Source organism: Chryseobacterium phocaeense (genome assembly GCF_900169075.1).
Lineage (GTDB): Bacteria > Bacteroidota > Bacteroidia > Flavobacteriales > Weeksellaceae > Chryseobacterium > Chryseobacterium phocaeense.
In genome coordinates, this window is sequence record NZ_LT827014.1 from 640589 (window position 1) to 665338 (window position 24750).

Annotated in this window: 21 protein-coding genes; 8 read left to right on the plus strand and 13 right to left on the minus strand. The window is 38.8% G+C overall.

Annotated elements, in window-relative coordinates; genetic code table 11:
• Positions 1–139: 139 nt before the first annotated feature.
• The 3 genes from B7E04_RS04460 to B7E04_RS04470 form a co-directional block, all read right to left on the minus strand.
• Positions 140–2335 (minus strand): glutamine synthetase III family protein, encoded by a 2196-nt coding sequence (locus B7E04_RS04460; RefSeq protein WP_080777555.1) that lies wholly within the window; start codon positions 2333–2335, stop codon positions 140–142.
• Positions 2336–2517: 182 nt separating this feature from the next.
• Positions 2518–2856, minus strand: coding sequence for a type II toxin-antitoxin system PemK/MazF family toxin (locus tag B7E04_RS04465; protein WP_080777556.1), 339 nt, complete (start codon positions 2854–2856; stop codon positions 2518–2520).
• Positions 2846–3340 (minus strand): Panacea domain-containing protein, encoded by a 495-nt coding sequence (locus tag B7E04_RS04470; RefSeq protein WP_165439407.1) that lies wholly within the window; start codon positions 3338–3340, stop codon positions 2846–2848. The genes B7E04_RS04465 and B7E04_RS04470 overlap by 11 nt, the downstream gene beginning before the upstream one ends.
• Before the next feature lie 282 nt (positions 3341–3622).
• Between B7E04_RS04470 and B7E04_RS04475 the strand changes: the two genes are divergently transcribed.
• From B7E04_RS04475 to B7E04_RS04485, 3 genes are all read left to right on the plus strand, one after another.
• Positions 3623–5314, plus strand: coding sequence for a DUF6909 family protein (locus B7E04_RS04475; RefSeq protein ID WP_080777558.1), 1692 nt, complete (start codon positions 3623–3625; stop codon positions 5312–5314).
• A 221-nt stretch (positions 5315–5535) separates the two neighbouring features.
• Positions 5536–6006: a DUF1572 domain-containing protein gene (locus B7E04_RS04480; protein ID WP_080777559.1), complete on the plus strand. Its 471-nt coding sequence runs from the start codon at positions 5536–5538 to the stop codon at positions 6004–6006.
• A gap of 217 nt (positions 6007–6223) precedes the next feature.
• On the plus strand, positions 6224–8062 hold the full coding sequence (locus tag B7E04_RS04485) for a M1 family metallopeptidase (protein ID WP_080777560.1): 1839 nt from the start codon (positions 6224–6226) through the stop codon (positions 8060–8062).
• A 219-nt stretch (positions 8063–8281) separates the two neighbouring features.
• Here B7E04_RS04485 and B7E04_RS04490 read toward each other — a convergent pair whose 3' ends face one another.
• Positions 8282–8884 (minus strand): hypothetical protein, encoded by a 603-nt coding sequence (locus B7E04_RS04490; RefSeq protein WP_080777561.1) that lies wholly within the window; start codon positions 8882–8884, stop codon positions 8282–8284.
• 237 nt (positions 8885–9121) lie between these two features.
• Between B7E04_RS04490 and B7E04_RS04495 the strand changes: the two genes are divergently transcribed.
• From B7E04_RS04495 to B7E04_RS04515, 5 genes are read left to right on the plus strand one after another with little or no spacing between them, the layout of a single operon-like run.
• Positions 9122–9880 (plus strand): type III pantothenate kinase, encoded by a 759-nt coding sequence (locus B7E04_RS04495; RefSeq protein ID WP_062651450.1) that lies wholly within the window; start codon positions 9122–9124, stop codon positions 9878–9880.
• A 50-nt stretch (positions 9881–9930) separates the two neighbouring features.
• Positions 9931–10473, plus strand: coding sequence for a GNAT family N-acetyltransferase (locus B7E04_RS04500; RefSeq protein ID WP_080777562.1), 543 nt, complete (start codon positions 9931–9933; stop codon positions 10471–10473).
• Positions 10474–10517: 44 nt separating this feature from the next.
• The gene (locus B7E04_RS04505) at positions 10518–11084 is read left to right on the plus strand and encodes a hypothetical protein (protein ID WP_139785336.1); all 567 of its coding nucleotides are present in this window, start codon (positions 10518–10520) and stop codon (positions 11082–11084) included.
• 43 nt (positions 11085–11127) lie between these two features.
• Positions 11128–11700 (plus strand): hypothetical protein, encoded by a 573-nt coding sequence (locus B7E04_RS04510; RefSeq protein WP_080777564.1) that lies wholly within the window; start codon positions 11128–11130, stop codon positions 11698–11700.
• Positions 11690–12841 (plus strand): hypothetical protein, encoded by a 1152-nt coding sequence (locus tag B7E04_RS04515; protein ID WP_080777565.1) that lies wholly within the window; start codon positions 11690–11692, stop codon positions 12839–12841. The genes B7E04_RS04510 and B7E04_RS04515 overlap by 11 nt, the downstream gene beginning before the upstream one ends.
• Before the next feature lie 199 nt (positions 12842–13040).
• On the opposite strand, the gene B7E04_RS04520 is transcribed toward B7E04_RS04515, so the two are convergent.
• From B7E04_RS04520 to B7E04_RS04560, 9 genes are all read right to left on the minus strand, one after another.
• Positions 13041–13472, minus strand: coding sequence for a nucleoside deaminase (locus tag B7E04_RS04520; protein ID WP_080777566.1), 432 nt, complete (start codon positions 13470–13472; stop codon positions 13041–13043).
• Entirely contained in the window at positions 13473–14099 is a 627-nt protein-coding gene (locus B7E04_RS04525; protein ID WP_228439813.1) for an energy transducer TonB, read from the minus strand.
• A 53-nt stretch (positions 14100–14152) separates the two neighbouring features.
• A complete protein-coding gene (locus tag B7E04_RS04530; protein WP_080777567.1) occupies positions 14153–15073 on the minus strand; it encodes a helix-turn-helix transcriptional regulator in 921 nt (306 codons plus the stop codon).
• 148 nt (positions 15074–15221) lie between these two features.
• Positions 15222–17096, minus strand: a complete 1875-nt coding sequence (locus tag B7E04_RS04535) for a hypothetical protein (RefSeq protein WP_080777568.1) — start codon at positions 17094–17096, stop codon at positions 15222–15224.
• A gap of 62 nt (positions 17097–17158) precedes the next feature.
• Complete coding sequence (locus tag B7E04_RS21905; RefSeq protein ID WP_139785337.1) at positions 17159–20890, minus strand: FliH/SctL family protein; 3732 nt, start codon at positions 20888–20890, stop codon at positions 17159–17161.
• A 27-nt stretch (positions 20891–20917) separates the two neighbouring features.
• Entirely contained in the window at positions 20918–22180 is a 1263-nt protein-coding gene (locus tag B7E04_RS04545) for a hypothetical protein (protein WP_080777569.1), read from the minus strand.
• 17 nt (positions 22181–22197) lie between these two features.
• Positions 22198–22839 carry a leucine-rich repeat domain-containing protein gene (locus B7E04_RS04550; protein ID WP_080777570.1) on the minus strand — a complete coding sequence of 214 codons (642 nt, stop codon included), beginning with the start codon at positions 22837–22839 and terminating at the stop codon, positions 22198–22200.
• A gap of 322 nt (positions 22840–23161) precedes the next feature.
• Positions 23162–23332 carry a hypothetical protein gene (locus B7E04_RS22080; protein WP_165439408.1) on the minus strand — a complete coding sequence of 57 codons (171 nt, stop codon included), beginning with the start codon at positions 23330–23332 and terminating at the stop codon, positions 23162–23164.
• 233 nt (positions 23333–23565) lie between these two features.
• Positions 23566–24603, minus strand: coding sequence for a patatin-like phospholipase family protein (locus B7E04_RS04560; protein ID WP_062651428.1), 1038 nt, complete (start codon positions 24601–24603; stop codon positions 23566–23568).
• Positions 24604–24750 lie beyond the last annotated feature (147 nt).

The following is a 24750-nucleotide window of genomic DNA, read 5'->3' on the forward strand; positions in this document are numbered from 1 at the left end:
GATTCTTTAACAAAATAAATCGCTTTTCCTTTATTAATCGGATTTTATGATTGAATACTCTAATTTTCATACCTGTTAATAAAACAAAAAAACTCCCCGGAAAACCGGAGAGTTTAACTAATATGGAACTTTACAGATGTTATTTTGTAAATAACATTTCTCTATATTTAGTCATTGGCCAAAGCTCATCATCCACCATCATTTCAAGGTCATCAGATGCTTCCCTGATACCGTCGAATAAAGGTTTTACTTTGTTGCAGTAAGCTTCTGCCTGCTTCTGACTATCTGATACAGCCTTCGCTGCTTCTCTTGCTTTGATAAGATCCTCAACGCCCAGTTTGATCTTGGAAACATTTTCAGAAATATTCGCAATAAGGCTCATCTGCTCTTTTGCCAGCGTTTTGAATTCTTTATCTCCGAAAATTTCTTTAAGACCTTTTACGTTTTCGATCAGCCTGTTCTGATAATTTAAAGCAGAAGGAATGATGTGGTTTCTCGCGATATCACTTAATACTCTTGCTTCAATATCAATAACAGTAGAATATTTTTCAAGTTTGATTTCGTTTCTTGCCTCAACCTCTCTGTGGGTGAATACTCCGATCTCTTCATACAGATCAAGGAATTTCTTATCCATTTCCTGCTTAAGGGCTTCAGGAGTGGTTTTTAAATTGTTCAGACCTCTCTTTTTAGCTTCTTTAGCCCAGTCATCAGAATATCCGTCTCCTTCAAACATGATGTTTTTACACTGCTTGATGTATTCTCTTAACACGTTGAAGATCGCTTCATCTTTCTTAAGTCCTGTTTCGATAAGAGCATCTACTTCTTTTTTGAAATCGTTAAGCTGTTTAGCTGCAATAGTATTCATTACAGTCATGGATTCTGCACAGTTGGCAGAAGATCCTACGGCTCTGATCTCAAATTTATTCCCTGTAAAGGCGAAAGGAGAAGTTCTGTTTCTGTCGGTATTATCCAGAAGAATTTCAGGAATTTTCCCAACAACGTTCAGTTTAAGATCTGTTTTTTCATCAGGAGAAAGTTTTCCTTCCGTTACTTTTTCCAGTTCTTCCAATACTCTGAAAAGCTGGCTTCCGATGAATACGGAAATAATAGCCGGCGGAGCTTCATTGGCACCCAGTCTGTGGTCGTTGCTTGCTGAAGCGATGCTTGCTCTTAAAAGGTCGGCATATTCGTGAACCGCTTTAATGGTATTCACGAAGAATGTTAAGAACTGAAGGTTCTTTTTAGGATTTTTTCCCGGGCTTAAAAGGTTTTCACCCGTGTCGGTTGCTAAAGACCAGTTGTTGTGCTTTCCGCTTCCGTTTACTCCGGCAAATGGTTTTTCGTGGAATAAAATATGGAAATGATGCTTGTGAGCAATTCTTGCCATGATGTCCATCAATAAAGAGTTGTGGTCTACAGCCACGTTTACTTCTTCGAACATCGGAGCGAGTTCAAACTGGTTAGGAGCTACTTCATTATGTCTTGTTGTTACAGGAATTCCAAGTTTCATACACTCAATTTCCAGCTCTTTCATAAAGTTCATTACCCTTGTCGGGATAGAACCGAAATAGTGGTCGTCCAGCTGCTGTCCTTTAGCAGGAGAGTGTCCCAATAAAGTTTTTCCTGTTAAAACAAGGTCCGGACGGGATTGGTATAATGCGGAGTCAACCAAGAAATATTCCTGCTCCCACCCTAAAGTAGGAGTTACTTTTGTTACATTTTTGTCAAAATACTGCATCACGTTGGTTGCAGCTTCATCTACAGCATTTAAAGCTCTTAAAAGAGGCGCTTTATAATCTAAAGTTTCTCCGGTATAAGAAATAAAGATAGAAGGAATACATAATGTAGTTCCCATGATGAATGCAGGAGAAGTAGGGTCCCATGCAGTATAACCTCTTGCCTCGAAAGTGTTTCTGATTCCCCCGTTCGGGAAAGAAGAAGCATCAGGTTCCTGCTGGATCAGTAGGTTTCCACTGAATCTTTCAATAGCTCTGCCTCCTTCAATTGGGGTGAAGAAAGAATCATGCTTTTCTGCAGTAGTTCCTGTCAAAGGCTGAAACCAGTGCGTGTAGTGAGTCGCTCCTTTGCTCATTGCCCAGTCTTTCATAGCTACAGCTACCTGGTCTGCAATATGTCTCTGGATTTGCGTACCTTTTTTGATGGCATCCATAATAGACTGGAATGCTTCTTTCGTAAGGTATTCTCTCATGGTCTCTTCTGAGAACACATTCTGGCAGAATAATTCTGACAATTTTCCAGGAATTTCAACAGAATTATCTCTTCTGAAATCCTTAAATGGTAAAGTTTCTAACGCTTTGAATCTTAAAGTTGACATAATAAGGTTAATTTTTACAGGGCAAATTTACAAAAAAAATGAATTCAAAATATTTTTACCCCAAAAAATATAGGGGTGTATGTGTTTTTTTTGTATTTTGTTGTTGGATGTGATATTGTGAAGGAAGTGTAAATAAAAAAACAGTTTAGAAAGTAAGCTCTAAACTGTTTTTTTAATATTATTTAAAGGTCAAAAACATTCCGTAATGAATCTTTAATAATTTCAAAGGTTGCGTCATCAATGATTCCAATTTGTTTATGAAACCGGCTGGTTGAGACGGATTTGACTTGGAAACAGTCAGCTGCAGAAACTTTTGTTAGATTATTGAATGCGTCAGAATTAATTTTTACCATCCAATCCGCATTATTGTATCTTTCATTCCAGTCAGTAATGGGTACAATAACACGTAGGGGTAAAATACCGATAGAGTCATCATTTACTATTATTGCCGGTCTTTTTTTACTGATTTCGGCACCTGTCGTCGGATTAAAATTGACCAGCCAGATTTCTTTAGTGTTCATAAATGTCTTCGGTGTCAGAAATTGTGGAGTCTATCAAATCATTGTCATACAGGTAATCCGTTAATAGAAACTGTGCCGCTTTTCTTCTTTCCTCTTTCTTATCAAAAATAATAAAATCATTTTTGAGATCGGATTTGCTGAAAAATTCTTTTAATTGTTCTTTACTTATAAACTGGCTTTTTCCATAGGCATTTATCCATGGTTCTTCCTGATGAGTCAGTTCCATCAGTTTAATAGATGAAAATTGCCTGTAATATCCATAAACTTTAGTGATGAAGTTCTTTTGATCAGAAGTTAAGTAATCGAAATTTGTATTTATCTCCGGAACTATTATCGAAGAATTTCCATAAGCTTTATAAATGTGATATTCGTCACAGACTACAGGCCCATATTTCCAAGCTTCTATTTCATCCTCAAATAAAGCATCATTAAAAATTGACAAATAATATCCCTGCAAATAATATAATATTTTTTGCAGTTTCATATTGGTTAAGCTTTCCTCAGAATTATTCTGGGTAAGGCTAATGACATAGGCTGAGATTTGATTTGCTTTCATAATGTTTGATGTTAGATAAATAGCCTGATTTTATAAAGCAAATATAAATTTACATAACGACAAAACTTGTCGCATTAAACATTTTATAATCTACAAATATATAGCCAATTTGTTGATTCACCAAAAGTTTCAAATTAGATAATGTCTTATTTAAAAGATACTTAAAATAAGTTGAGCCGGGATTTTGTATATTTGTGTGAAATTTATTTTATGACAAATTCTAGAGCAAGAGAAACAACAGAAGCTATTGAAAGATTATATATCTCTATGAGACACCTGTTTTACAGAGGATTTTTCAAACCGGCGGGTGTTTCAGGAGAAAGTATCAGAAGCTTGCTGAAAATCATTAACCCGGAGATCTACGGAACCATGAATATTCCGAACAAACTGGAACTTGATGGTTTAATGTATGTTTTAGACAGGCTTCCGGAAGGAATTGAAGAATGCGCTTTTATTCATCTTACATCAGATGAAGGGTTTGATAAAGGAAGTTTCGAACCTATCGTTCCAAAAAAGAGAAGAAGAAACTGCTATAGAATAGACGAACACCAGATGAATATCGAGGTTCTTTTAGGACGTTCGGAGATTTATGATATTCTTACCCACCTTACTTTCTTATTTATTGAAGCTGATAAAATCAGAAATCTGGCCTTCATCCAGGATGAAAACTGGAAACCGACCCGTGCTTTCAAAATTATTGAGGAAGTAGTAAAAGGGGAAAAGAAATTCAGCAGAAGAGAAAAAGAAGTGGCATTGATTCACCTTTCTTCTTTAATAGGAAGAACTTTTGACGAAACACTGAGAGCTTATAATACTTTTGGTGACGACAGCAATCCTGACCGTCTGTTTAAGATCATTTACAATTTAGGAAAAGTAAGTCTTGAAGACGCCAAGCAGACCAGAGAAAGGGAAATTCATTTCAGCGCCATATTAAAAGAAAGAGTGGGGCACCATTATTTTGGCGAAAAATGGGCCAATAAGGTGAAAGAAGTTTTATTTGAAAATGATCTTCATATGCGCCCGCTGCACATTATTTCAGCTAATATGCACTCTGTGAAAAATATGCTGTACGGAAATGATGCTTTAAAGAAAAAGGATAATAAAGAGGTAGATTATAAGTTGTACGGAGATATTTCCGACAAAAAAGAACTTCGCGACAAAGTTTCAAAATATGCTTTAGAGGAAGGGATGATCTATATTAATGATAAGAGCGGAAGTAATATTGATGTTCAGATCATTGATTTAAGCAAAACCAACCTTAAAAATACCCCTTTCAGCGGAGCAAAATACAGCGGAGAAGATGTCATTATGGTGTTCGATTATGCATTCGGAGAGCAGGCGTATGAAGTAATGGACGAATTGCTCAGACCCTACGAGCACAAAGGAGAAGTCTACATGATGAAAGTGAAATCTGTTTCCATCATGGGTAAAGCCGGAATTCTTGCCGGCGGAAAAGGAGATATTATGATCCCTACGTCCCATATTTTTGAAGGAACAGCGGATAATTATCCTTTCGAAAATGCTTTAAAGCTTGAAGATTTCCATGATGATGAGCTGAAAGCCTTCGAAGGACCTATGATTACCGTTTTGGGAACCTCGCTTCAGAACAGGGATATCCTTTCTTATTTTATGAATACTTCCTGGAAAGCCATTGGTCTTGAAATGGAAGGAGCACACTATCAGAAGGCCATTCAGGTGGCGTCTAAGATCAGACACCATATTTCCCCGGATCTGTTTGTGATGTATGCTTATTATGCTTCGGATAACCCGCTGGAAACAGGAAGTACCCTTTCTTCAGGAGGTTTAGGGCTTACGGGCGTAAAACCTACTTACCTCATCACGCTAAGAATTCTTGAAAAGATCTTACAAAGCGGAAAAAAAGAAATTCCGGCTAAGAAATAATTTGATTTTAAAATCATAACAGAACCTCAGATGTATTTGCATTTGAGGTTTTTGTTTTGAAACACCGAATGTCACCAATGCTTTTCACGAATATCACGAATTGATTAGTGTTTAAAACTGTGCTTTTATTTGCGCCATTTGTGTTTCAACAAGAAATCTGCATCATCTGCTCAATCAGCGTGAGCTTTAAACATTTTAATTATCTTTAGAAAAATAAAAAAATGAGTTCAGTATCACAACTGGCAAAAAGATTCCGGGAAGTCCTGCTGGATGGTCTCTGGATTGCCAATACCAATTTTAAGGACCAGCTTTCTGAGGTAACCTGGGAACAGGCTATTGAGAGAGTAGATCCTTTAAATACGATTGCTATGCTTACCTATCACATCGATTACTATATTGCAGGGGTTGTAAATGTGCTGGAAGGAGGAGCCCTTGAAATAAAAGACAAATTCAGCTTTGATCTTCCCCCGATTGAATCTCAGGAACAGTGGGACAGCTTGCGGAATAAACTTTGGGCAGATTCGGAAAAATTTGCATCACTGGTTGAGCTGCTGCCTGATAGTAAACTGGATGAGGTTTTCGTAGACGAAAAATATGGAACCTATCAGAGGAATATTGATGGAATGATTGAGCACGCCTATTACCATTTAGGACAGATTACTTTGATTAAAAAGTTGCTGACCCGTCAATAAGTTTTAATTAAACACGAATGACCCAAATGTCAAATAAGATTCGTGATGAAATTGTGCAATAATTTGTGCTATTTGTGGTTAAAAAAATCTCAATAAGTAAATCTAACCATCATGGTAAAAACCTATCTAAAGTTATAACATGTCAAAAAACCTTAAAATAACTCCATATTTGAGGGTTTTACATAAATTACCTACCTTTAAAAAAAATAAATTTTAAATGAAAAAATCGGCTGCAATCCTTTTTGCGTTTATCATTTCACAATTTCAGGCTCAGCAGGGAGCTTATTATCAGCAGGCTGCCAAGTATAAGATGGATATTGATGTAAATGCTGAGAAATTTACCTATCAGGGAAACCAGACTTTAGAATACACGAACAACTCACCGGATGAGCTGAATGTAGTGTATTTTCATCTGTACTGGAATGCTTTTAAGCCTAATTCAATGATGGACCAGAGAGTGGGCGGCCAGGGGAAAAACGGAGATTCCAGACTGCAGAAGGACGGGGTTTCAAGGCTGGCTTCGATTCCTAAAGACCAGGAAGGAGCACAGAATATCCACTGGATTAAACAGAATGGAAAAGAGCTGAAGTTTGAGATCCAGGAAACTATTATGAAAGTGTATCTGGCAGAACCGATCAAACCTAATTCAACCACTACTTTTACACTGGATTGGGATGCGGTAATTCCACAACAGATCAGAAGAAGCGGAAGAAACAACAGGGAAGGGGTTGATATGACGATGACCCAATGGTATCCGAAAATTGCAGAATATGATTATGACGGATGGGCTACATTCGATTATATCGGAAGGGAGTTTCATGCACCGTTCTCAGATTTTGATGTGACCATAAAAATCAACAAAGATTATGTAGTGGGAGCCGGGGGAATTCTTGAAAATCCGGCAGATGTTAAAGGGTATGATGCTGCGGCAAAAATTAAGGCCGATAAAAACAAAAAAGCGGTCTGGAGATGGACTGCGAAAAATGTGCTGGATTTTGCATGGAGCGCAGACAGGGATTATGTGGTAAAAAGTTTTGATGTTCCGGAAGGGCCGAAAGTATTTCTGGTGTACCAGCAGAATGACAAAACAAAAGTATGGGAAGAAGCCCAGCCTTATGTGACCAAATATTTCCAGATTATGAACAGCCATTTCGGCAAATATGTCTATCCTACCTATGCATTTATCCAGGGCGGTGATGGGGGTATGGAATACGGAATGTGTACCATGATTCTGGGTGAAGCGCAAGATATGAAAGGGCTGATGGGTCTCATGGCTCACGAAGGAGCGCACTCATGGTATCAGCAGATGCTGGCGACCAATGAATCTGTACGGCCATGGATGGATGAAGGGTTTACCAGCTATGCAGAAGGATATGTGATGAACCAGCTGTTTCCTGAAGAACTTCCGAATCCGTTTGTTCACACGGTGGAAGCGTACAGAAATTTTATTAAAAGAGGAATTGAGGAGCCGGCAGTATGGCTGGGAGACCACCATGATAACGGAACGGCCTACACCTACGCTTCTTATGTAAAAGGAGAATTATATCTGGTGCAGCTGGGATACATTATGGGCGAGCAGAATCTTGCAGAAACCTTAAAGCAGTATTACGACCAGTGGCATATGAAACACCCTTCAGACAGGGATTTTCTTCATATTGCCCAAAAAGTTTCAGGGATGGATCTGAAGTGGTTCCATAATTACTGGATCAATACCACAAAAACAATTGATTACGGAATCAAAGACGTAAAGTACGAAGCAAAATCTACGACCATTACTTTGGTGAATAACGGTCAGGTTCCGATGCCTGTTGATTTCAATGTGCTGACTGCAGATAAAAAAGTAGTTACTTATCAGATTCCAATGAATATGACGCATACCTGGAAGGAAAAAGATATTTACGGAGATTTTAAAACAATGCCTTACTGGCCATGGACCCAGAAGGAATATACCCTGACGATTCCTTACACAAAAGCCCAGCTGTCTGTTCTTGGAATAGATTTCAGCCAGAGAATGGCAGACGTGAATATGGAAAACAATATTGTAGAAGTAAAATAATACATCCAACAAATAAAAAGAAATCCCACAGACTTTTACTGTGGGATTTTTATTTAAATTAATTGTTTTATTGATGTGTGGCATATTAAATATCCCTCCGAAGCGTTCATCATTCACTTGCGAAGAAAAATTCACCATTCACCATTATCTAATATCTAAAAAAATCTCACCTCGCAAAAGTCTGACATCTGATGTCTAATATCTGATATCTAAGCAAATCTACTTAATCCCAAACTGCTGCACCATCCAGTGATTCGGGTGATTTTTCACCAGATCATTTCTTAATACCTCATCGTTTGTATTGAGATAGCTGTATACTTTTAAAGGAATAGAATCGGGATATTCTTTTAATCCCTGCTCAACAGTTGCTTTGGCTTCACTTTTTTTGTTACCTGCATCCAGAGCTTCTGCTTTATAGATATAGATAATTGCCGGTATTTTTCCATAAATATCTTTGGTCTCCGTCTCCAGTAAATTCATCGCTTCTATCTGGAAACCGGGATCAGATGGCTTTCCAACCATGGCGGTCCGGCTGATATGCTGCTGATACATAAGAAAGAGTAGCAGGATATGAAGGTTTTTGGTGTCAGGATTTGAGGCCGTTTTCTCAATTCTCTGAACCAGTTCGGGAGTCATTTCATCCTTTTCTGCCTGAAGGTTTTTATTGTAAAACTCATCCAGAAGATCATAAACGGTCTTGTCCGTCCCGTCAATCTTAGATTCCTGTTTTATTTTCTGGAATACTTCTCTGACCTGATTTCCGGTTTGGGCAAAAGTATTCAGGCCGATGCAGAGGAATAGGGCAAAGAGTATTTTTTTCATGAATGCAGGATAAATATTTTCAGTTTTTAAAGATAATTAATTGTTTTAATCTATCCAATCACCACACTAATTTTTCAAATGGGAAAATAAAATAATCAAGACTTTAGTATCAACCCTATCAGGAAGCTTAAGGAGAGAATCAGAAATTGTTCAAAATAATAGAGATATTGTTTATTTTTGGGGATAAAGCCTTATTTTTACATCTGTTTTTTAACCCAGACTAGCTTAAAAAATTAAATGAATTCAATCGTAATCAACGTAGGAAACAGCAATATCCGTTTCGGACTTTTCAATGGGGACAACTGTGATATTTCGTGGGTCATCAATACAAAACCTTACCGAACAGTAGACGAGCTGTATGTGCAGATTCTGATGCTGTATCAGACCTATAAAGTGGAGCCGGAAGATATCAGTAAAGTGATCATAGGATCGGTGGTACCTCAGCTGACCAAAGTGATGAGCTCAGCGATAAAAAAGATCCACGGAATCCAGCCAGTTATTGTGGATCGGTCTACCCCTTCAGGAGTTCAGGCCAAATCAAAACAGATGGGAACTGATATTTATGCCAATCTTGTTGCAGCCCATAATCTGTACCCGAACCAAAAGAAAATCGTCATTGATTTTGGAACAGCTCTTACCGCCAGCTGCGTTACGGAAACAGGGGAAACCCTGGGAGTAATCATTGCTCCGGGAATCGTTACTTCCCTGAATTCCCTGATCAGCCAGACGGCACAGCTTCCCGATATTGAATTGAAGAAGCCTAAATCTGTACTGGGTCTTGATACTGTAACGTGTATGCAGAGCGGAATGGTATACGGATTTCTCGGAATGGTGGAAGGTTTTATAGATCGCATCAACGATGAGGTAAATGATGAATGTTTTGTAGTGGCAACCGGAGGTGTTTCCCACGTTTATAAACCGCTGACGGAAAAAATTCATGTGATGGACAGGTTACATACGCTCAAAGGGCTTTATTTCTTAGGGAAAGATTTGTAGGTTGAGGCTAAGGCTAAGATTGAGGTTAAGAGTAAGATTAAGATGACAGCATGAAAGCATTAAAAGAATTTCCAAGAATAGAAACAGATAGGCTGATCCTCTCAGAGCTTAGGAAAGAGGATATCCCGAGTGTAGTGGACTATCTTCAGGATAAAATTTTTTCAGATCTTACCTCCAATATTCCATATCCTTACACTGAAAAGGATGCTGAATTCTGGCTGAACATGTCAAAGGAAGCTTTTGACAACCATACAGGATTTACCTTTGCAATCCGCAATAAAGAAGAACAGATTATAGGTGCTATAGGTCTTCACGACCGGGGTGATGATAAAGCCGAGTTGGGCTACTGGATGGGAAAGCCTTTCTGGAATAAGGGATATGTTACCGAAGCTGCAACGGCACTTATCAATTTTGGCTTCCTTGAGCTGGAGGTTAATAAAATTTTTGCTACTTATTTCCTGCACAATCCGGCTTCCGGAAGAATTATGGAGAAAGCAGGGATGGAAAAGGAAGCTCTCCTCAGACAGCATCTCAAAAAAGGCGGTGAATATTTTGACATTATGATGTATTCTGTTTTAAAAAATAACAGATGATTTAACTTTTCGTGGAAAAAGCTATCAAATTCCAAAATACTTCCATGAAAAATCCATACTCTTTTCTACTTTTGCTGATCTGCGTTTCTGCTTTTTCACAAACCAAACTTATTGCTTTTAAAAGCCACAGCGGACATGCTGACAACTTCAGTACGGCTGTTTCTGAGGATCTTTTTGATGCGAACTTTTCAAACCTTGGTGTAGTTCCGCAGAAATTTGTTAAAGATGCCAAACTGGATTCGGTAATTATTCTAAATGACGAAGAAAGTATTCTGGTCACAAGCTCGGCCAAAAGATTCGTTGATAAAGGAGTAAAAAGAGAATGGAAGCCGGGAAGGGAAACCGTTCGCAATCACAAGCTTTTTTCAAAAAAAAATATAGACAGTGTAAAAACAGTACTGAAAAGAGATTATAATTTTGTCAATGATATGGACAGTGTGATTTTTGTGGAGTATGATCAGGATAATAAGTCCTATAAAGAGATCAAGCCTTCCACGGTACAACCAAAAAACGAAAAACCAGAAAAGACACGGGGAGGGCTTTTGCTCGGTGTATTATTTATTTCCGGAGCCTCAGGATTTTACAGCTGGAAGAGATCCAGAAAGAAATAGTTAGTAAGCTGATCCGGTAATGATTCTAAATAAAATTAATTCCATGAGAACAAGCTCTATTTTTTTAGCCTTAATATTAAGCATATCTGTTTTTTCACAAACCAAAATCATTGCTTTTAAAAGTCATAGCGGACAGTCGGGAAACTTTAAAACAGCCGTTTCTGAAAATCTTTTTGACGCCAATCTTTCTAATTTAGGAGATCCCAAACCGTATTTCCAAAAAACAACACTGGATTCTTTAATTATTCTTGATGACGGGGAAGGTGTGCTGGTGGCAAGTTCAGTAAGTGACCTTGTTTTTGACGACGAAAAACGGGAAAAACAGCCGGAAAGAAAGGTTGTGCATAAACGGGCTTTATTTTCAAAAAAGAATATAGACAGTGTAAAAGCAATTCTGAAAAGAGATTATCATTTCGATAATAACGTGGATAGCGTTATCGTTGTGAAGTATAACAAGAAAAAGAAATCCTATAAAGAGGTCAGGCCTTCTACAAAAAAGCCAAAGAAAGATAAATCCGACAAGACGAGGGGAGGACTTTTGATCGGTGTTCTGATGCTTTCCGGTGTTTCAGGGTTGTACAGCTGGAAAAGGAATAAAAGAAACAATGAGAAGTAGGGTATTTACGGCTGCCGGAGTTTTCTTTGTACTCTTTATCCTCTTTTTTCCACTGGATTTTTTAGGAAACTTCCAAAAAGAATGGACATCATTTATATACGGAGATCTTACAGAATGGGTGCTGAATAATATTTTTAAAGCAGATCATACAAGGATAGATTTTTCTTCGGATAGTTTATCCATGCTTGTTTTAATGATAATTTTAATAATTATTTCCGCTTTAATTACAGCCCTGATCAGGAAAAAGCATCTTCCGGAAATCCTTCACTATTCCAAAGAGATAGTACTGGTATATATTGCTGTAGTTCTGATGAAATATGGTCTTGACAAAATTTTTAAAGCCCAGTTTTATCTTCCCGAGCCCAATATCCTCTACTCCCGTTTCGGAAATCTGGACCGGGATATCCTGTTCTGGAGCACCATGGGAACATCAAGGCTGTATTCCGTAGCTATTGGGATATTTGAACTGATCGCAGCGCTCATGATTCTTTTTCATAAAACTAGAACATTAGGGTTATTGTGTTCCATAGGAATTCTGGTAAATATTGTTTTCATCAACCTGGGGTTTGATATTTCCGTTAAATTCTTTTCCCTGATCCTTTTGTTGATGGCTGCTTTTGGGTTAAAAGATCAATGGATTCTGCTGTACAGGTTTCTAGTTTTAAAGCAGAAAATACAGCTTGATGAAGAACCTAAAATCCATGGGAAAATTTTCCCGGCATGGGTCTTTTTAAAAACAGCTTTTATTGGGTTTTCAATCGTTGCGATACTTTTTCCATACATTGAATCAGGAAATTATAATGATGATATTGCCGGGCGCCCTTCTCTTCACGGAGCTTTTAAAAATGTGGATGAAAGCTCAGATCTGCAATATATTTTCTTCCACCGGAATTATTATATCATCCTGATGGAACAAAATGAAAAAACTAAAGATTTCCATTACAGCCAGGAAGCAAAAAATCATCTGATTCTGGAAGATTACAATGGTAGAAAGATGAATGTCCCCTTTTCTTATCAGAAAAAAGACAGCCTTCTCACGCTCACCTTTGGAAAAAATAGGGTAGTGGCTAAAGAACAGAACTGGAAAAAGATGAATGCATTGCGTGCTCTTTTTCACATGACAATAGAAAACTCAAAGTAGGTGACCTGAGGTTTGGGTCAGAAAGTTAAGATTAAAATGCTGGAAGCTGGAGGAGGGATGCCGGAAGTTAGTATCGGACCGATTACTTTTTACAGCCATTATTGAATTGGTTAATCTAAAAAAAATCGGCAATAATGAATCTTCTGAACCTCAGGAGCTTCCTTCTTCAAGCCTTGGGCTTCCTTCTGCAAATACTTATTTATCTTTTGTTTCTAAAGAATTCTTTGACGATAGACGAACATTCATGTTCCATAATACCGGTGACCACTTCTGTTTTTGGATGCAGGGAAAGATGTTTATTGATAAATCCCCTTTGTTCATCTCTTGCCCCGATCACAACTTTAGAAATCTGCGACCAGGAAAGAGCTCCTGAACACATTACGCAAGGCTCCACCGTTACATAAAGCGTACAGTTGATCAGGTATTTTCCGCCCAGGAAATTAGCGGCAGAAGTGATGGCCTGCATTTCTGCATGGGCGGTCACATCATTCAGTGTTTCGGTGAGATTGTGGGCTCGCGCAATAATCCGGTTATTGGAAACCACTACACAGCCAATGGGTACCTCATCTTTTTCCAGGGCGGATTCTGCTTCCTGCAGCGCCATTTTCATATAATATTCGTCGGTAAACACTTAATTTTCAATATTTAATGTGAGTGGAAGCCTAAAACGGGAGCGTACGGCATCTCCTTTAGCTATGGCCGGGGAAAATTTATCCGTGATAGAATAAATGGCAATTTCGGCCTGTCTGTTAAACGTAAAATTATCACCTTCAGCCTGTACATTGCTGATGCTGCCGTCTTTTTCTATCATAAATACCACATTGGCCCTGGCCGTTTTTGTTTCAGTATACACTCCCCCTGTATAAAAAAGACCGGCAACTTCTTTTCTCAATGCATTCATTCCCCCGGGATACTCTGCAGGTTTTTCAAGGATTGAAGTACTCAAGGGAAGAAGGGTGGGATTATTTTCATTTTTTTTAAGAAACTGAAGGTCTTCGAGGTTCCTTACTTTTAAAAGCGCACCTATCATGGCTACATTTTCAATGCTGTCCATCTTTTTCATGAAAAAAAGAAAATCGTTTTTGATCATCGTTTTCTTCACCAGATTGGGCTCTGCGTCAAATTTCTTTTTGAACTCGGTATTCAGCATATTCCGGTGCTGGTTGTAATACGTTTTCACCTGCCGGAATTCTTCCTTCTGCTGGGAAAAGCAAAAAGAGCAAACAAAGCAGAACAGAAAAAAGAATAAAGCTTTCAAAGGAGTATATTTATGTAAATATAATCAAAAAATATGAGCTTTTAATTTTAAAATCAGATTTCAAGATATCGGTTCAGGGATTCCTGAAGATGGGCTCTGATCTCATCAACTAACCCTTTCGGTTCCAATACCGTTACTTCCTTTCCGTACGACAAAATTTCCTGCATGAAATCGTAGGTAGGGTGGAGAAAGAACTCAAAATAAATCTCTTCCGGAGTTTCCTTCGTTTCTTTCTGGGACTGGTGAAGTGGGAAACTTCTGATGTATTCCCCCTGATGCCTGCTGCATTTCATAACAATATTCTGTGGTCTTTGCTCAGCAAGGTTCATCACCCCGAATGCATTTTTGAAATGCTCCCTGAAGTTGTATTTGTACTTCTCCCGGAACTGGTTTTTGGCTACATCCAGATAATTGATCCTATCCAGCCCGAATGATTTTAAGACTTTGTCCTTCGTGTCAATAGCGATAAGATACCATCTGTCCTTGGATTCTTTTAATGCCAGGGGATGAACTTTCCGCGAAGTCATCATTTTATTTTTATAGTTGTAGTGCTCAAAAGAGACAACACGCTTATTGCGGATGGCGAAGAAAAGATCATAGAAGTTTTCTATTCCGGTGGGCTTCCGGCTTTCAAAAAAGATAAAATCTGAAAAATCCGGATGAAGGTTCAGTGCATTGCTCACCTGGAAAGATTCCAGTAATTTCTGGTTGTATTCATCCACTTCCATGATGGGGCGGCTCTCAATATAATACCTGTTGTCCCCCTTCTTTTTATTGTGAATAGAAAGGTTGAAAAGATCGGAAATCTCACGGATATCCCTCTGCAAAGTCCGGATAGAGTAGCTCTTGATCCCTGCATCCTGAAATTCGAAAGAGTTGAGAAGATAGTCCTCCAGCTGGGAATACGTAGCCGGAGAACTTTCTAATCTTTTGATAATTAAGGCATATCTTGTCAGATAAAAGTCTTTTTTCATTTGTCTATAATTTATGCTGCAGCATGCTGCGTTTCATGGTAAAATTTTATAAGACAAATATATAGGCTTAATGCGACAAAACGTGTCGTGTTTTATTTTTTTGTGGAAAGGTTTTTTAATTCCTTCCTCCTTTTCAATGATAGTATTATTATAAATTTTTGAAATAAGTCTTAAGAACATCAACAATTTGCAATAAAATTTTTTCTCTGTAGGCTAGTAATTTTGTATCATCCTGAAGATTATAAATACCCTGATATGAATCAAATAAATAGCGGCAGATATTTTTTGAAAAAGTCTCTAAATTTTTATCATTGGAAAAGTCTTTAATAACCATTTGCGGAGGATCTGCAACGGTTTCTTTTTCGATCACATATTTTAAATCATCTACATTGTATTTAAGCCTTTCTGAGTTTCTTCTTATCGTGTCAATTTGATAAGTAATAAAATTTTTGCAGTGATTGGCACGTGGAGATGCATTATCCGAAAGATAATCCATAATGTTCTCAAGTGTTTGCATGGGTTTTATCTTTATATCCCCTTTCTCGTGATTGGGCTTATCAAAAGTATGTCTGAGTCCAAAATTGTGCCCTAACTCATGAACTAAAGTCATAATGTCCGAAAGAGCATTTGAAGGAATTATTAATCCCTTATCTCTGTTAAATCCAGTGGCCAAATCATCTTTGGTAGCAACAATATTGTTACACATGAACATGGGATAGATGCCCAAACGGATACGATCAATATAACTGTAGAGATTTTCAACTAACCTGTCATACCATTTTGTGGCGGCTGTACTGCCATTGGGAGATTGAGAATATTGAGTAAACCAGTCTTGTAAGGTTTTACCGGGCTGGATTAATTTTCTGGTTGTTGTTCCGTCATTGATATCAAAATTTTGTAAATTTTTTTCTATTTCCTGAAGAATTTCTTTAGACATTTTTTCAAGAAACTTTGAAGTTACAATTTTTAGGGCTTTTCCCAAAGAATCACCTTGTGTAGTTTCATAATTTTTTGTTCCGGAGTTTTGCTGGAAATAGGGTCCCAAAGTATTGGTAGGATCTTTTAATGGAAAATCAGTATCCGATACATTGATAATTTGGTTTTTACCCAGAATAAAATTTACAGAAGCTTGATTAAAGCCTTTATTGTTGAGGTTAGAAGCTAAACCAATATAGTTGCTGGTTGTAGATAATGTATTTTTTTTATAAAATACATCCACAAAAATTAATTTAGGTTCATAAAGTTTGTTAGGCAGTATGGTAAGCCTCCCAATCTCGATGTCTTTGTCTGACGCATCTTTAACCGAAGCTATAATGCTTGACTTTGCATCCACTGTTTCATTTGTTTTTGTTTTAATTTTAAATTGAACAATTTGCTCGTTTTTATCTACAGTGATGTTTGGGGTGATGTATTCTATACCTTTAGAATCTGATAATTTAAATGAAATGTTTTGTGCAAGTGTTGATGAGTTGTCTGTGTCAAAATATTTTACAGAAATCACAACTTCCTTTCCAGGTTTGATAAGAATATTTGGCGCATAATATGCGGAGTCTCTTAAAGGGCTGTTTCCTCTTTTCAATTTGAACTCATCATTAATATGGTAGGTTCTGTTCCCATCTACCAGTACTAAAGTAGATGAAGTTTTATCGTAGGATTTTTCCAGAGTAAATCCCGTATCTGATTCAGAATACGTGTCTCCGTTTAAAATATAATTTCCATTGGAGTCTTCATTTATTTTGTAAATTTTGCTGTTGTTACCAAGCAGATTTTCCCTGAAGATATCAAACCCAAATGACTGGTCATATTTTCTGTCTTCTATGATATCTTTTATGGTATTGGTTAAATAAGTTAGAGTACGGTTGGAATTTTTATCTTCTTTGGGAAGGCCCATAGCTTGATCTTCAGATCTAAAGAACATTAATAATTTTGGAGATGTTGCAGAAAATGATTTTTCTCCTGTTTTATATACATCAATATCAGAAACACCAATATCCGCCGGATACCTTATATCTATATTTTTCATTTTAAAAGTTTTGGATTTGGGTTAAAAAACGGCGGCGGGAATTCCGCCGCCGTTCATGAAAATTATTTATTGATAATATTGGTTGGTAGAGTGGTTGGCTCTGTGCCGGCTACAAGTGTGGATTTATCCATCAGTTTGAAAGCACTCACCGTTTCCAGCTCCTTCGGATTCTCACAGTTTTTCGGATCATCCTCCTTGAAGATAGGAAGTGCCTGTTCTACTTCCAGACCTACAGACTGAGCCTGAAGAATCGTTAACGTAGTAGGAATTCTTGTGATCCAGTATTTACCCTGAGGTTCACCGGTTGGTTTTCTCAATTCATCTACAATAGACATGTACAACGGATCTCCGATGACAGGAACTTCACCGCCGTTCCAGATTTTTCCTGTACTCATGAAGAACTGTACAGCATCTTCGAAACCTGGTTTCACGGTTACAATCACTCTTGCCATACCGGCCTGAAGGAAGTTTCTGAACAATGGATCTGTACTTTGGGTAAGGTACATTTCCTGCCATTTCTTTCTGTCTGCCCAATAGTACGGGTAGAAGGTGTAGTCCATAATGCTCCATTCAAAAGCCTGTTCCATGAATTTTGCCAAGGCGGTGTACTGTTCAAGGTCTTCACTCAGGATCACTTTAAAATCGCTCATCTGGCTTCCGGAAGTAAATGACTGACCTAAAGTATTCAGATAGTCCTGAAGAAGATAGGCAATACAGTTGTGTTTCAGGATTACAGATTCCATTTCACGGTAGAAGTTCCCCAGTTTTTCTTTGTTGGCTGCTTCCTCTTCTTTTGCCTGAGCCTGAAGTTCTTTCTGCTTTTCAAGGAAAACCGCATACGCTTCATCATACGCTTTGATGATGTTGGTAAAGTTCTCCTGGATCCACGTTTTCATAAATGCCTGGGACAGTTTGCACGTAATTTCAAAAGCAATATTCACCGAGTCAATATTGATACATCTGTACGTAAAATCATAAGAACCCGTAACGTTCTGAGGCGTGAAATAAGCCGTTTCGTCAATAGAAGTACCTCCCGTTGAGAAAGGAACCATTCCTCCTGCAAAGTTGCTGGTATAAAGGGTACTTGTTCCTCTTCTGTTTCTTTCGAAGCCATAGAACATTTTTACGCTACTGGCTTCGTAGTTCGCAGGAATATCGATGGTTCTGTGTCTGTATTCCTCGTTTCCGTTTACTTTTTCCCATTGCTTTCCTAAGATCAGATTGATCGGTGATTTTGGAAGCTCGGTAAGTTTCACGTTGTAAATATTGGCCCAGTATTCAATCTGATCTTTGGTAGCCACCTGAGCGCTTGCCATACCCCAAGGTTTTTCAGCCTTTCTCGGATCAGCAGGAGCAGTTAAGGTATCTGCTTTGGATACGGCAGTGGCCAGAGTATGAAGTCTTGCAGGTTCAGGGATCATAAATTCGAACATCGTACGTTTACCATAGTTGTAGATCTGGTTTTTCATTTTCTTATCTACCCATCTGTATACGCCGGTAATATGCTGAGGATTTTCCTGGCTGGCCTGGCCTCTGTTATCAAATTCGTGAACGTTGGTTTCCGTATATTCCTTGATGATCTTCTGAACACGTTCATTATTGATTTTCGTAAGGACACGTTCCATAGCACGTTCTGTAATCTCCTGGGATTTTTTCACCGCCTGCTTGGTACTTTCCTGTTGGGAAGTATTATTGGCATAGCTCCCTCCGATCTCAAATTTATACACTTTGGTATCATAGGTGAATTTGGTATTGGCGGTAATGGCCTGTTCTTTTTTAAGCTCCTGGGCGATTTCCGTCTGTATTTCATTTCTGTCCGCTTTCGTAGTATCAGAGATCTTTTCAGTTTCTATGGATTCTGAAGTGGTATCCGTGATTTCAGAATAATCCCTTGCTACAGAAGACTTGTGACGCAGTTCGCTGGCCATTACGTTTTCAATATTGGAAACTTCTCCCGGAACGTAAGCGTGAACACTTTGCTCTACTTTAAGATAATCTGCAATACCCAGTCTCTTAACGCCGAAATGTTTCGGTATAAAGGTTCCCGGTTTAGGATTTTCGGTTCCTCCACCTGGATTTCCGGTTTCGTCTTTGATGTCCTCTACATACAATACGTCAGTATAAGCCTGATTCGGTTCCACTCCGGAAAGATCAAGCGTAGCTTCTTTACCGTTGTTGAAATAGATTTTAATCTGGATGTTTCTGATGTATTTGGCAAATTTGCCGACCATTACAGAAGCCAGGGTCACTTTATTATCTACGACTTCAATATTGTTATAGCTTTCATCAAAATTACCTACATCCGAGATGATTGATAATTTAGCGGAAGCCAGTCCCCATGCCGAACTTTCCGCCTGGTAATAGAAGGTAAGATAAGCCGGGCTGCCGGAGAAGATACTTCCCTGAGGAGTTGCCTTTAAATAATAGGATCTTGGAGCTACTTTTGCTGCATATTGCGTGAAAGAATCGGCTACAGGAACAAGGATTCCTCCAAGGCTGGCAAATGTCTGCTCCTGAGCCGGAGTCTTGTTGTAAAGTGCCTGGGATTTTTCCGCATGTTCTTCATCAATTTTTTCAAAAACTTCAGGATAAGTATCGAATTCATCAGTGATGGAAACCACAGCTTCACCCAATTGAAGCTGTCTGTCTGATACTACCTTTATTGCGGTGAAATCAAAACCGTCTTCAGGCTTTTGCCCGCTGGATAATGCGGTAAATTTATCAACGAAGATCTTTAAAGAGTCCAGTGAAAGCATTTCCGTGAAATCCCCGAAATTGATCTCATCCTTATAAGTAAAAACAAACGGAGGAATCGAAGGCTCTTCAAGCGTTGCATACAAAGCATTGATCTGTTCTTCCGTCATTTCTTCAGTAATTTTAGCCTGAACGTCTCTCAGCTGATTTCTGTATCTTTCCAGTGCAGGCTGATTAGCTGCAAGATATTCCTTGTAAGCCTGATCATAAGCCTTATTTCTTGCTTTCTGGTAGACTTTCTGAACTTTTTCCATTTCAGATTTCAACTTGTTTAGGCCGTCTTTTTCCAGATTAAGGTTCGTAAGCTCCAGGATTTTTTCTCCTTCGGCTTTCAGCTGTTCTTTAGCAGGAACGGAAAGAATTGATTGACCGCCATTGATTGCGTCAGTTCCGATAGGAGATTCCGCTACTGTAAACGCTTTGGAGGAAGTGACAGGAGGGGTTCCCTCACCTTCATAGCCGTCTCCGAAAAATTTCATCGGAAGAACTATTCTTGCTTCAAGGGCTTTTGCTTTCAGATCGGCTCCATTTATTTTGGTAAGCTCATCGGTAGGCTGAAGTGTGCATACATATCCGAAATGAATCGCTTTCAGAATGTGGGCTACCGCTTCTTTTACATAAAAATTGTTCTGGGAAGCCGTCTGATACATCAGGTTGTCCCATAAAATACCCAGCTGTGCCGGAGAAGTTATTTCGTACGCATTCACTGCCAGGCTTTCCTCTAGCGGTGAAAGAGCTTCCTGTTTTGAAATCTTTCTACCAATTTTCAGGGCTTCTCCAAAGCTTCCTTCCTCCACTTTAAGTTCGGTCTCAAAACCGGCAGGGCTGAAAGTTTTTGAAGCACGTTCCATCGCCTGGAATTTTATCAGTGCAGAATCTGAAGGATTGATATAAGAATCGAAAAAGCTGGTCAAACCTTTTTGTGGTCTGTGAATGAACCCTAAGTTTTTGGTTTTGGTTTCTGTTAATTGTGGGTTTCTAAGGCTTACAAATCTGAAAAGAGTCTGTGAAGCATTGTTGGTTGTGTCGTTTGTTGCCATTTTAATAATTGTGTTGTTGTTGAGTTGTTAATCTGTTCTTTTAGTATATTCCAGGGTGATGGTAAAGGAGTCGATTTTGGAATAATCGTAATCAGGTTCCTTGATGAATTCAATTTTGATGAGCCTGGTTTCTACCGTGATGAAAATCTGGCTTCTCCATTGGTTACCTGCGAATGCGTTATCTAAAGCCCACCATTCGGTAAACATTTCGTTGGAAACGATGGTCTCGATTTCCGGAATTTCCCTTTCCAGATCGATCTCTCCGGACCTTGGAATTTCGTCGAAAAACAGGGTTCGTTTGTAAACCGGTTTACCATTGATCCAAGTTCCTCCTGTTTTTTCCTCTTCTCTGGAATAAGACATTTTTTTGTCGACGTACTGTTTCTGGATATAGTCGTTAGGTTCCGCACCATCACCGAAGTATTGCTCACTTGAAAGGCCTCTTGGTTTGCTTGAAGACCTGTGACTGATCATAATAGGACTTTCCTGATCGGAATCTAATATAATGGCCTTCATATCTCTGCCGGCATAATAAGCCAGAGTAGTCCTGTACTGGTCCATAGACAATTGTGAAGACGGACCATACAAAGAAAGGGCATCATTGGAAAACTCAATTCTGGATCTGACTATATTCTGATTCGTATTGATGGATGAAAGCGTCATTCCTTCAGGGAAAAACCCGATTTCATTCCTTACGCCGGTTTCTCTGTTATTCCTGTAGATCAGATTGTTTTCTTCCGGAAGTTCCGTCATCAATTCAAGATTTCCTGAAATAGGGTTGTCAGGGGCGGTTCCTGTTAACGGAATATAAGATCCGGAGAAGCCTGACTTTGTTTCCCATCCGATGGTTCCGTCATCTTTTGCCACCAGGTTTCTGGTGAAACTGAGGTTGGCTGCCGGAAGATTAGAGACCATCAGTCCCGATGTTTTAATATTCCCTGCCACTTCAAGCATTTCGGAAGGCATTTGCGTTCCTATTCCTGTTTTATCATTGCTGTGATAAATGTTGCTGCTTGAAAAGCTGGATCCGGCCCAGTAAGGGATATTGTAGGATTGCAGGTTAAGCTTGGAATAATTGGTGATATCGCCGTTATGGGCAATGATATAGAACCCGGTTCCTGCCTGCGGCCTGTTGAGCTTCGTATTTAAAGCATCTTTCAGTCCGCTGATGTTATCCTGCGCAATGCTTTCCTCTTTATGCCAGTAGGAATCCTGCCACTCCCAGAATTGTTCCTGAGTAGGAATATCCCCGTTTTCGAAGTATAATTTTATTTCCTGTTTTGTTTTCATTGTTGTTGTTTTTGGAGTTACATATCAGCGATTAAGGTTCCGCCGATAACCCTTGTGTTGGCTCCAAATGCATCAGCATAATACTGAGTGGCTTTGTCCAGCATGACAGAGGATAATCCCGGGTTAAAATTGAATGCATTCGGACGGATCAGAGTAACACTCGGCGGCACATATAATGACGTAAGTTTATTATCGGCGAAGGCCGAATCCTTGATTTCTTTGACTCCCGGTAAGATCGTTAATGAAGTCAGATAAGTGCCCATAAATGCCCGTTCACCAACAGTGGCAACCTGTTCAGTGATTGTTACTGATTTTAATACATTATTGCTGAAAGCATCAGCTCCGATACTGACCACGCTGTTGGCAAGGATCACTTCCGAGATTCCTGTATTGCTGGCAAACCTATCCGGAATATGTAATGTTCCCGGCTTTATAAATAATCTTCGGACCTGTAAATGGGCCAGAGATGCATTTCCTTCTTCGTCAATTTCAGCGTAAAAGTCATTGAAGCGGGGAAGTCCGTTTTCCAGACCGGCAATTTTAGCCATCTCTATTTTCTCGTCTTTGTGCCAGTAAGAGTCCATCCATTCCCAGAAATTCTCCTGTCTGGGCCTGTCTCCGTTCTCGAACTTGAGCCTTAATTCTTCTTTTGTTTTCATAATAAAAAAGATGTGATTTTGTTTGGGTTAATTAATTGGTTGTGATTTGAAAAGTCTTTATATAAAGCTTTTTACGTTAATTGGTTTAGTTTTTTATTGGGCCGAACCCATGCCCACCTGTGCATTACATGTTGTGATTCATTGGATATTGTTTTTTAGGTTTTAGGTTAGTTTTCAGACATAGTTCCGGCTGTCCGGCATTTTGTGAATGATGGATTCAAAGGTGTATTTGAATGATGTATGGAGAGGTGTCGGGTATCCTGATCTGGTGTTTCAAAGATAATTCCGGACAGCGTCAGAACTCGTCGTATTTAAAATTTTCTTAGTATATATCTTCTTCAGAAAGTTCGTTTTCGAAATCTTCCCTGAAGAAATTTTCAATGTCATTGAGATAGTTTTCATAGTCCATCTCTGCATTTTCGATATCGCTCCATTCTACGGTATAGAGATCCTTATCGAAAAGTATATCTGGATTGTGATTGGTGGTTTCCATGGGATGTGTTTTAAGGTTGAGGTTGTTTTGTGAACATATTTCTGGCTGTCCAGCATTCATAAATGTTGAATTCAAAGGCTTTTTAAAATTTTTATGATTGTTATTTTTGTGTCTTTGTTTATACTCCAAAAGTAGTGGCAGAAGACGACAAAACTTGACGTGTTTGAAAAACTTTTTGATTTTTTTTAATATTAGCTTTTTTACTTATATGGGTCCTTTATAAGGTAAAAAGCTTATATTTTATTCCGGATCAGTTTCTGTACAATCTGGTTCAGGGTTTCCCTGTTATCATCAATATAGCTCAGTCCTGCCTGGATCAGGTTTTCGATGTTTGATCTTCTTACATTATCCATAGCAGGAGATGCATTTTTTAATGATGGATTCAGGCGGTAATAGTTTTTCTGATTCCGCTGCCCCAACGTCTGAAACATCTGGCAGAGCTGGTAATCCACCGTTTCTGCATTGGCAGACATCAGGATATCAATGATGGGATTTACCCAGCCGATTTTCCCCGATTTCTGCAGTTTCCTGAAAGAATAAGGTCTCGCCTCAATACCGGTTCCTATGGAGATCATGATCATATCATTCACACCCGGATGATTCGCTTTCTGATGATTTTTCAATACTTCTGCAAAAGGGATCTTTCGGGCTTCTGCATAAGCACATAGCGCCGGATTATTCGCAAACATACCGCCGTCTATAAGGCTGAAGATCTGCCCGTACATGGATTTGATCTGTACAGGAGTGAAATACGTAGGTGCAGCCGAAGTAGCCCTGCAGATGTCTTTTACATAAAAATTATCTGTGCTCAGATTCGCTTCCCAGGAATTAAAGAGCTTGGCTCTTCTGTTTTCAATGTCATAGCTGGTGATTAAGCATGGTTTTATAAATTCTTTAAGTTCTAAAGTTCCAAAAAAGTCATTCAAATTTTTTTCAAGGGCTTCCTGGGAAATTTTTTCATTAAGCAGGCCAAACGGATTGACCAGCTTTTCCCAGAAAGAAACCTGAAAGATGTCGCCTCCCTTTTCAGCGTATAATTCTAATCCTTTCTGGATAGAATATTTCGCTTTCCGGTGTTCATCGGGACACAGAATAATAGAAGCAATCAGTCCGCCTGTGCTGCTTCCGGCTACCAGATCAAAATAGTCACCGAGCTTGGCCCCCGGGTTATCATGATACTGAAGCTGCTCTTCTATGTAGCGGAGAATAATGCAGGTGATAATACCCCTTATTCCGCCCCCGTCCAAAGAAAGAATGGTTGTCTTTTTCATGTGATGTTTGTTGGTTTTTAAAAGAAAATTTAAGGTCCTGAGACAACTAAAACCAACTTTCTGCCTGTAAAAGCGGATGCTGGTTTTAGTGTTGAGATCTCAGTTAACTAACATTTTCTTATAAAACAAAGGTAGGCCGGGGAAGCG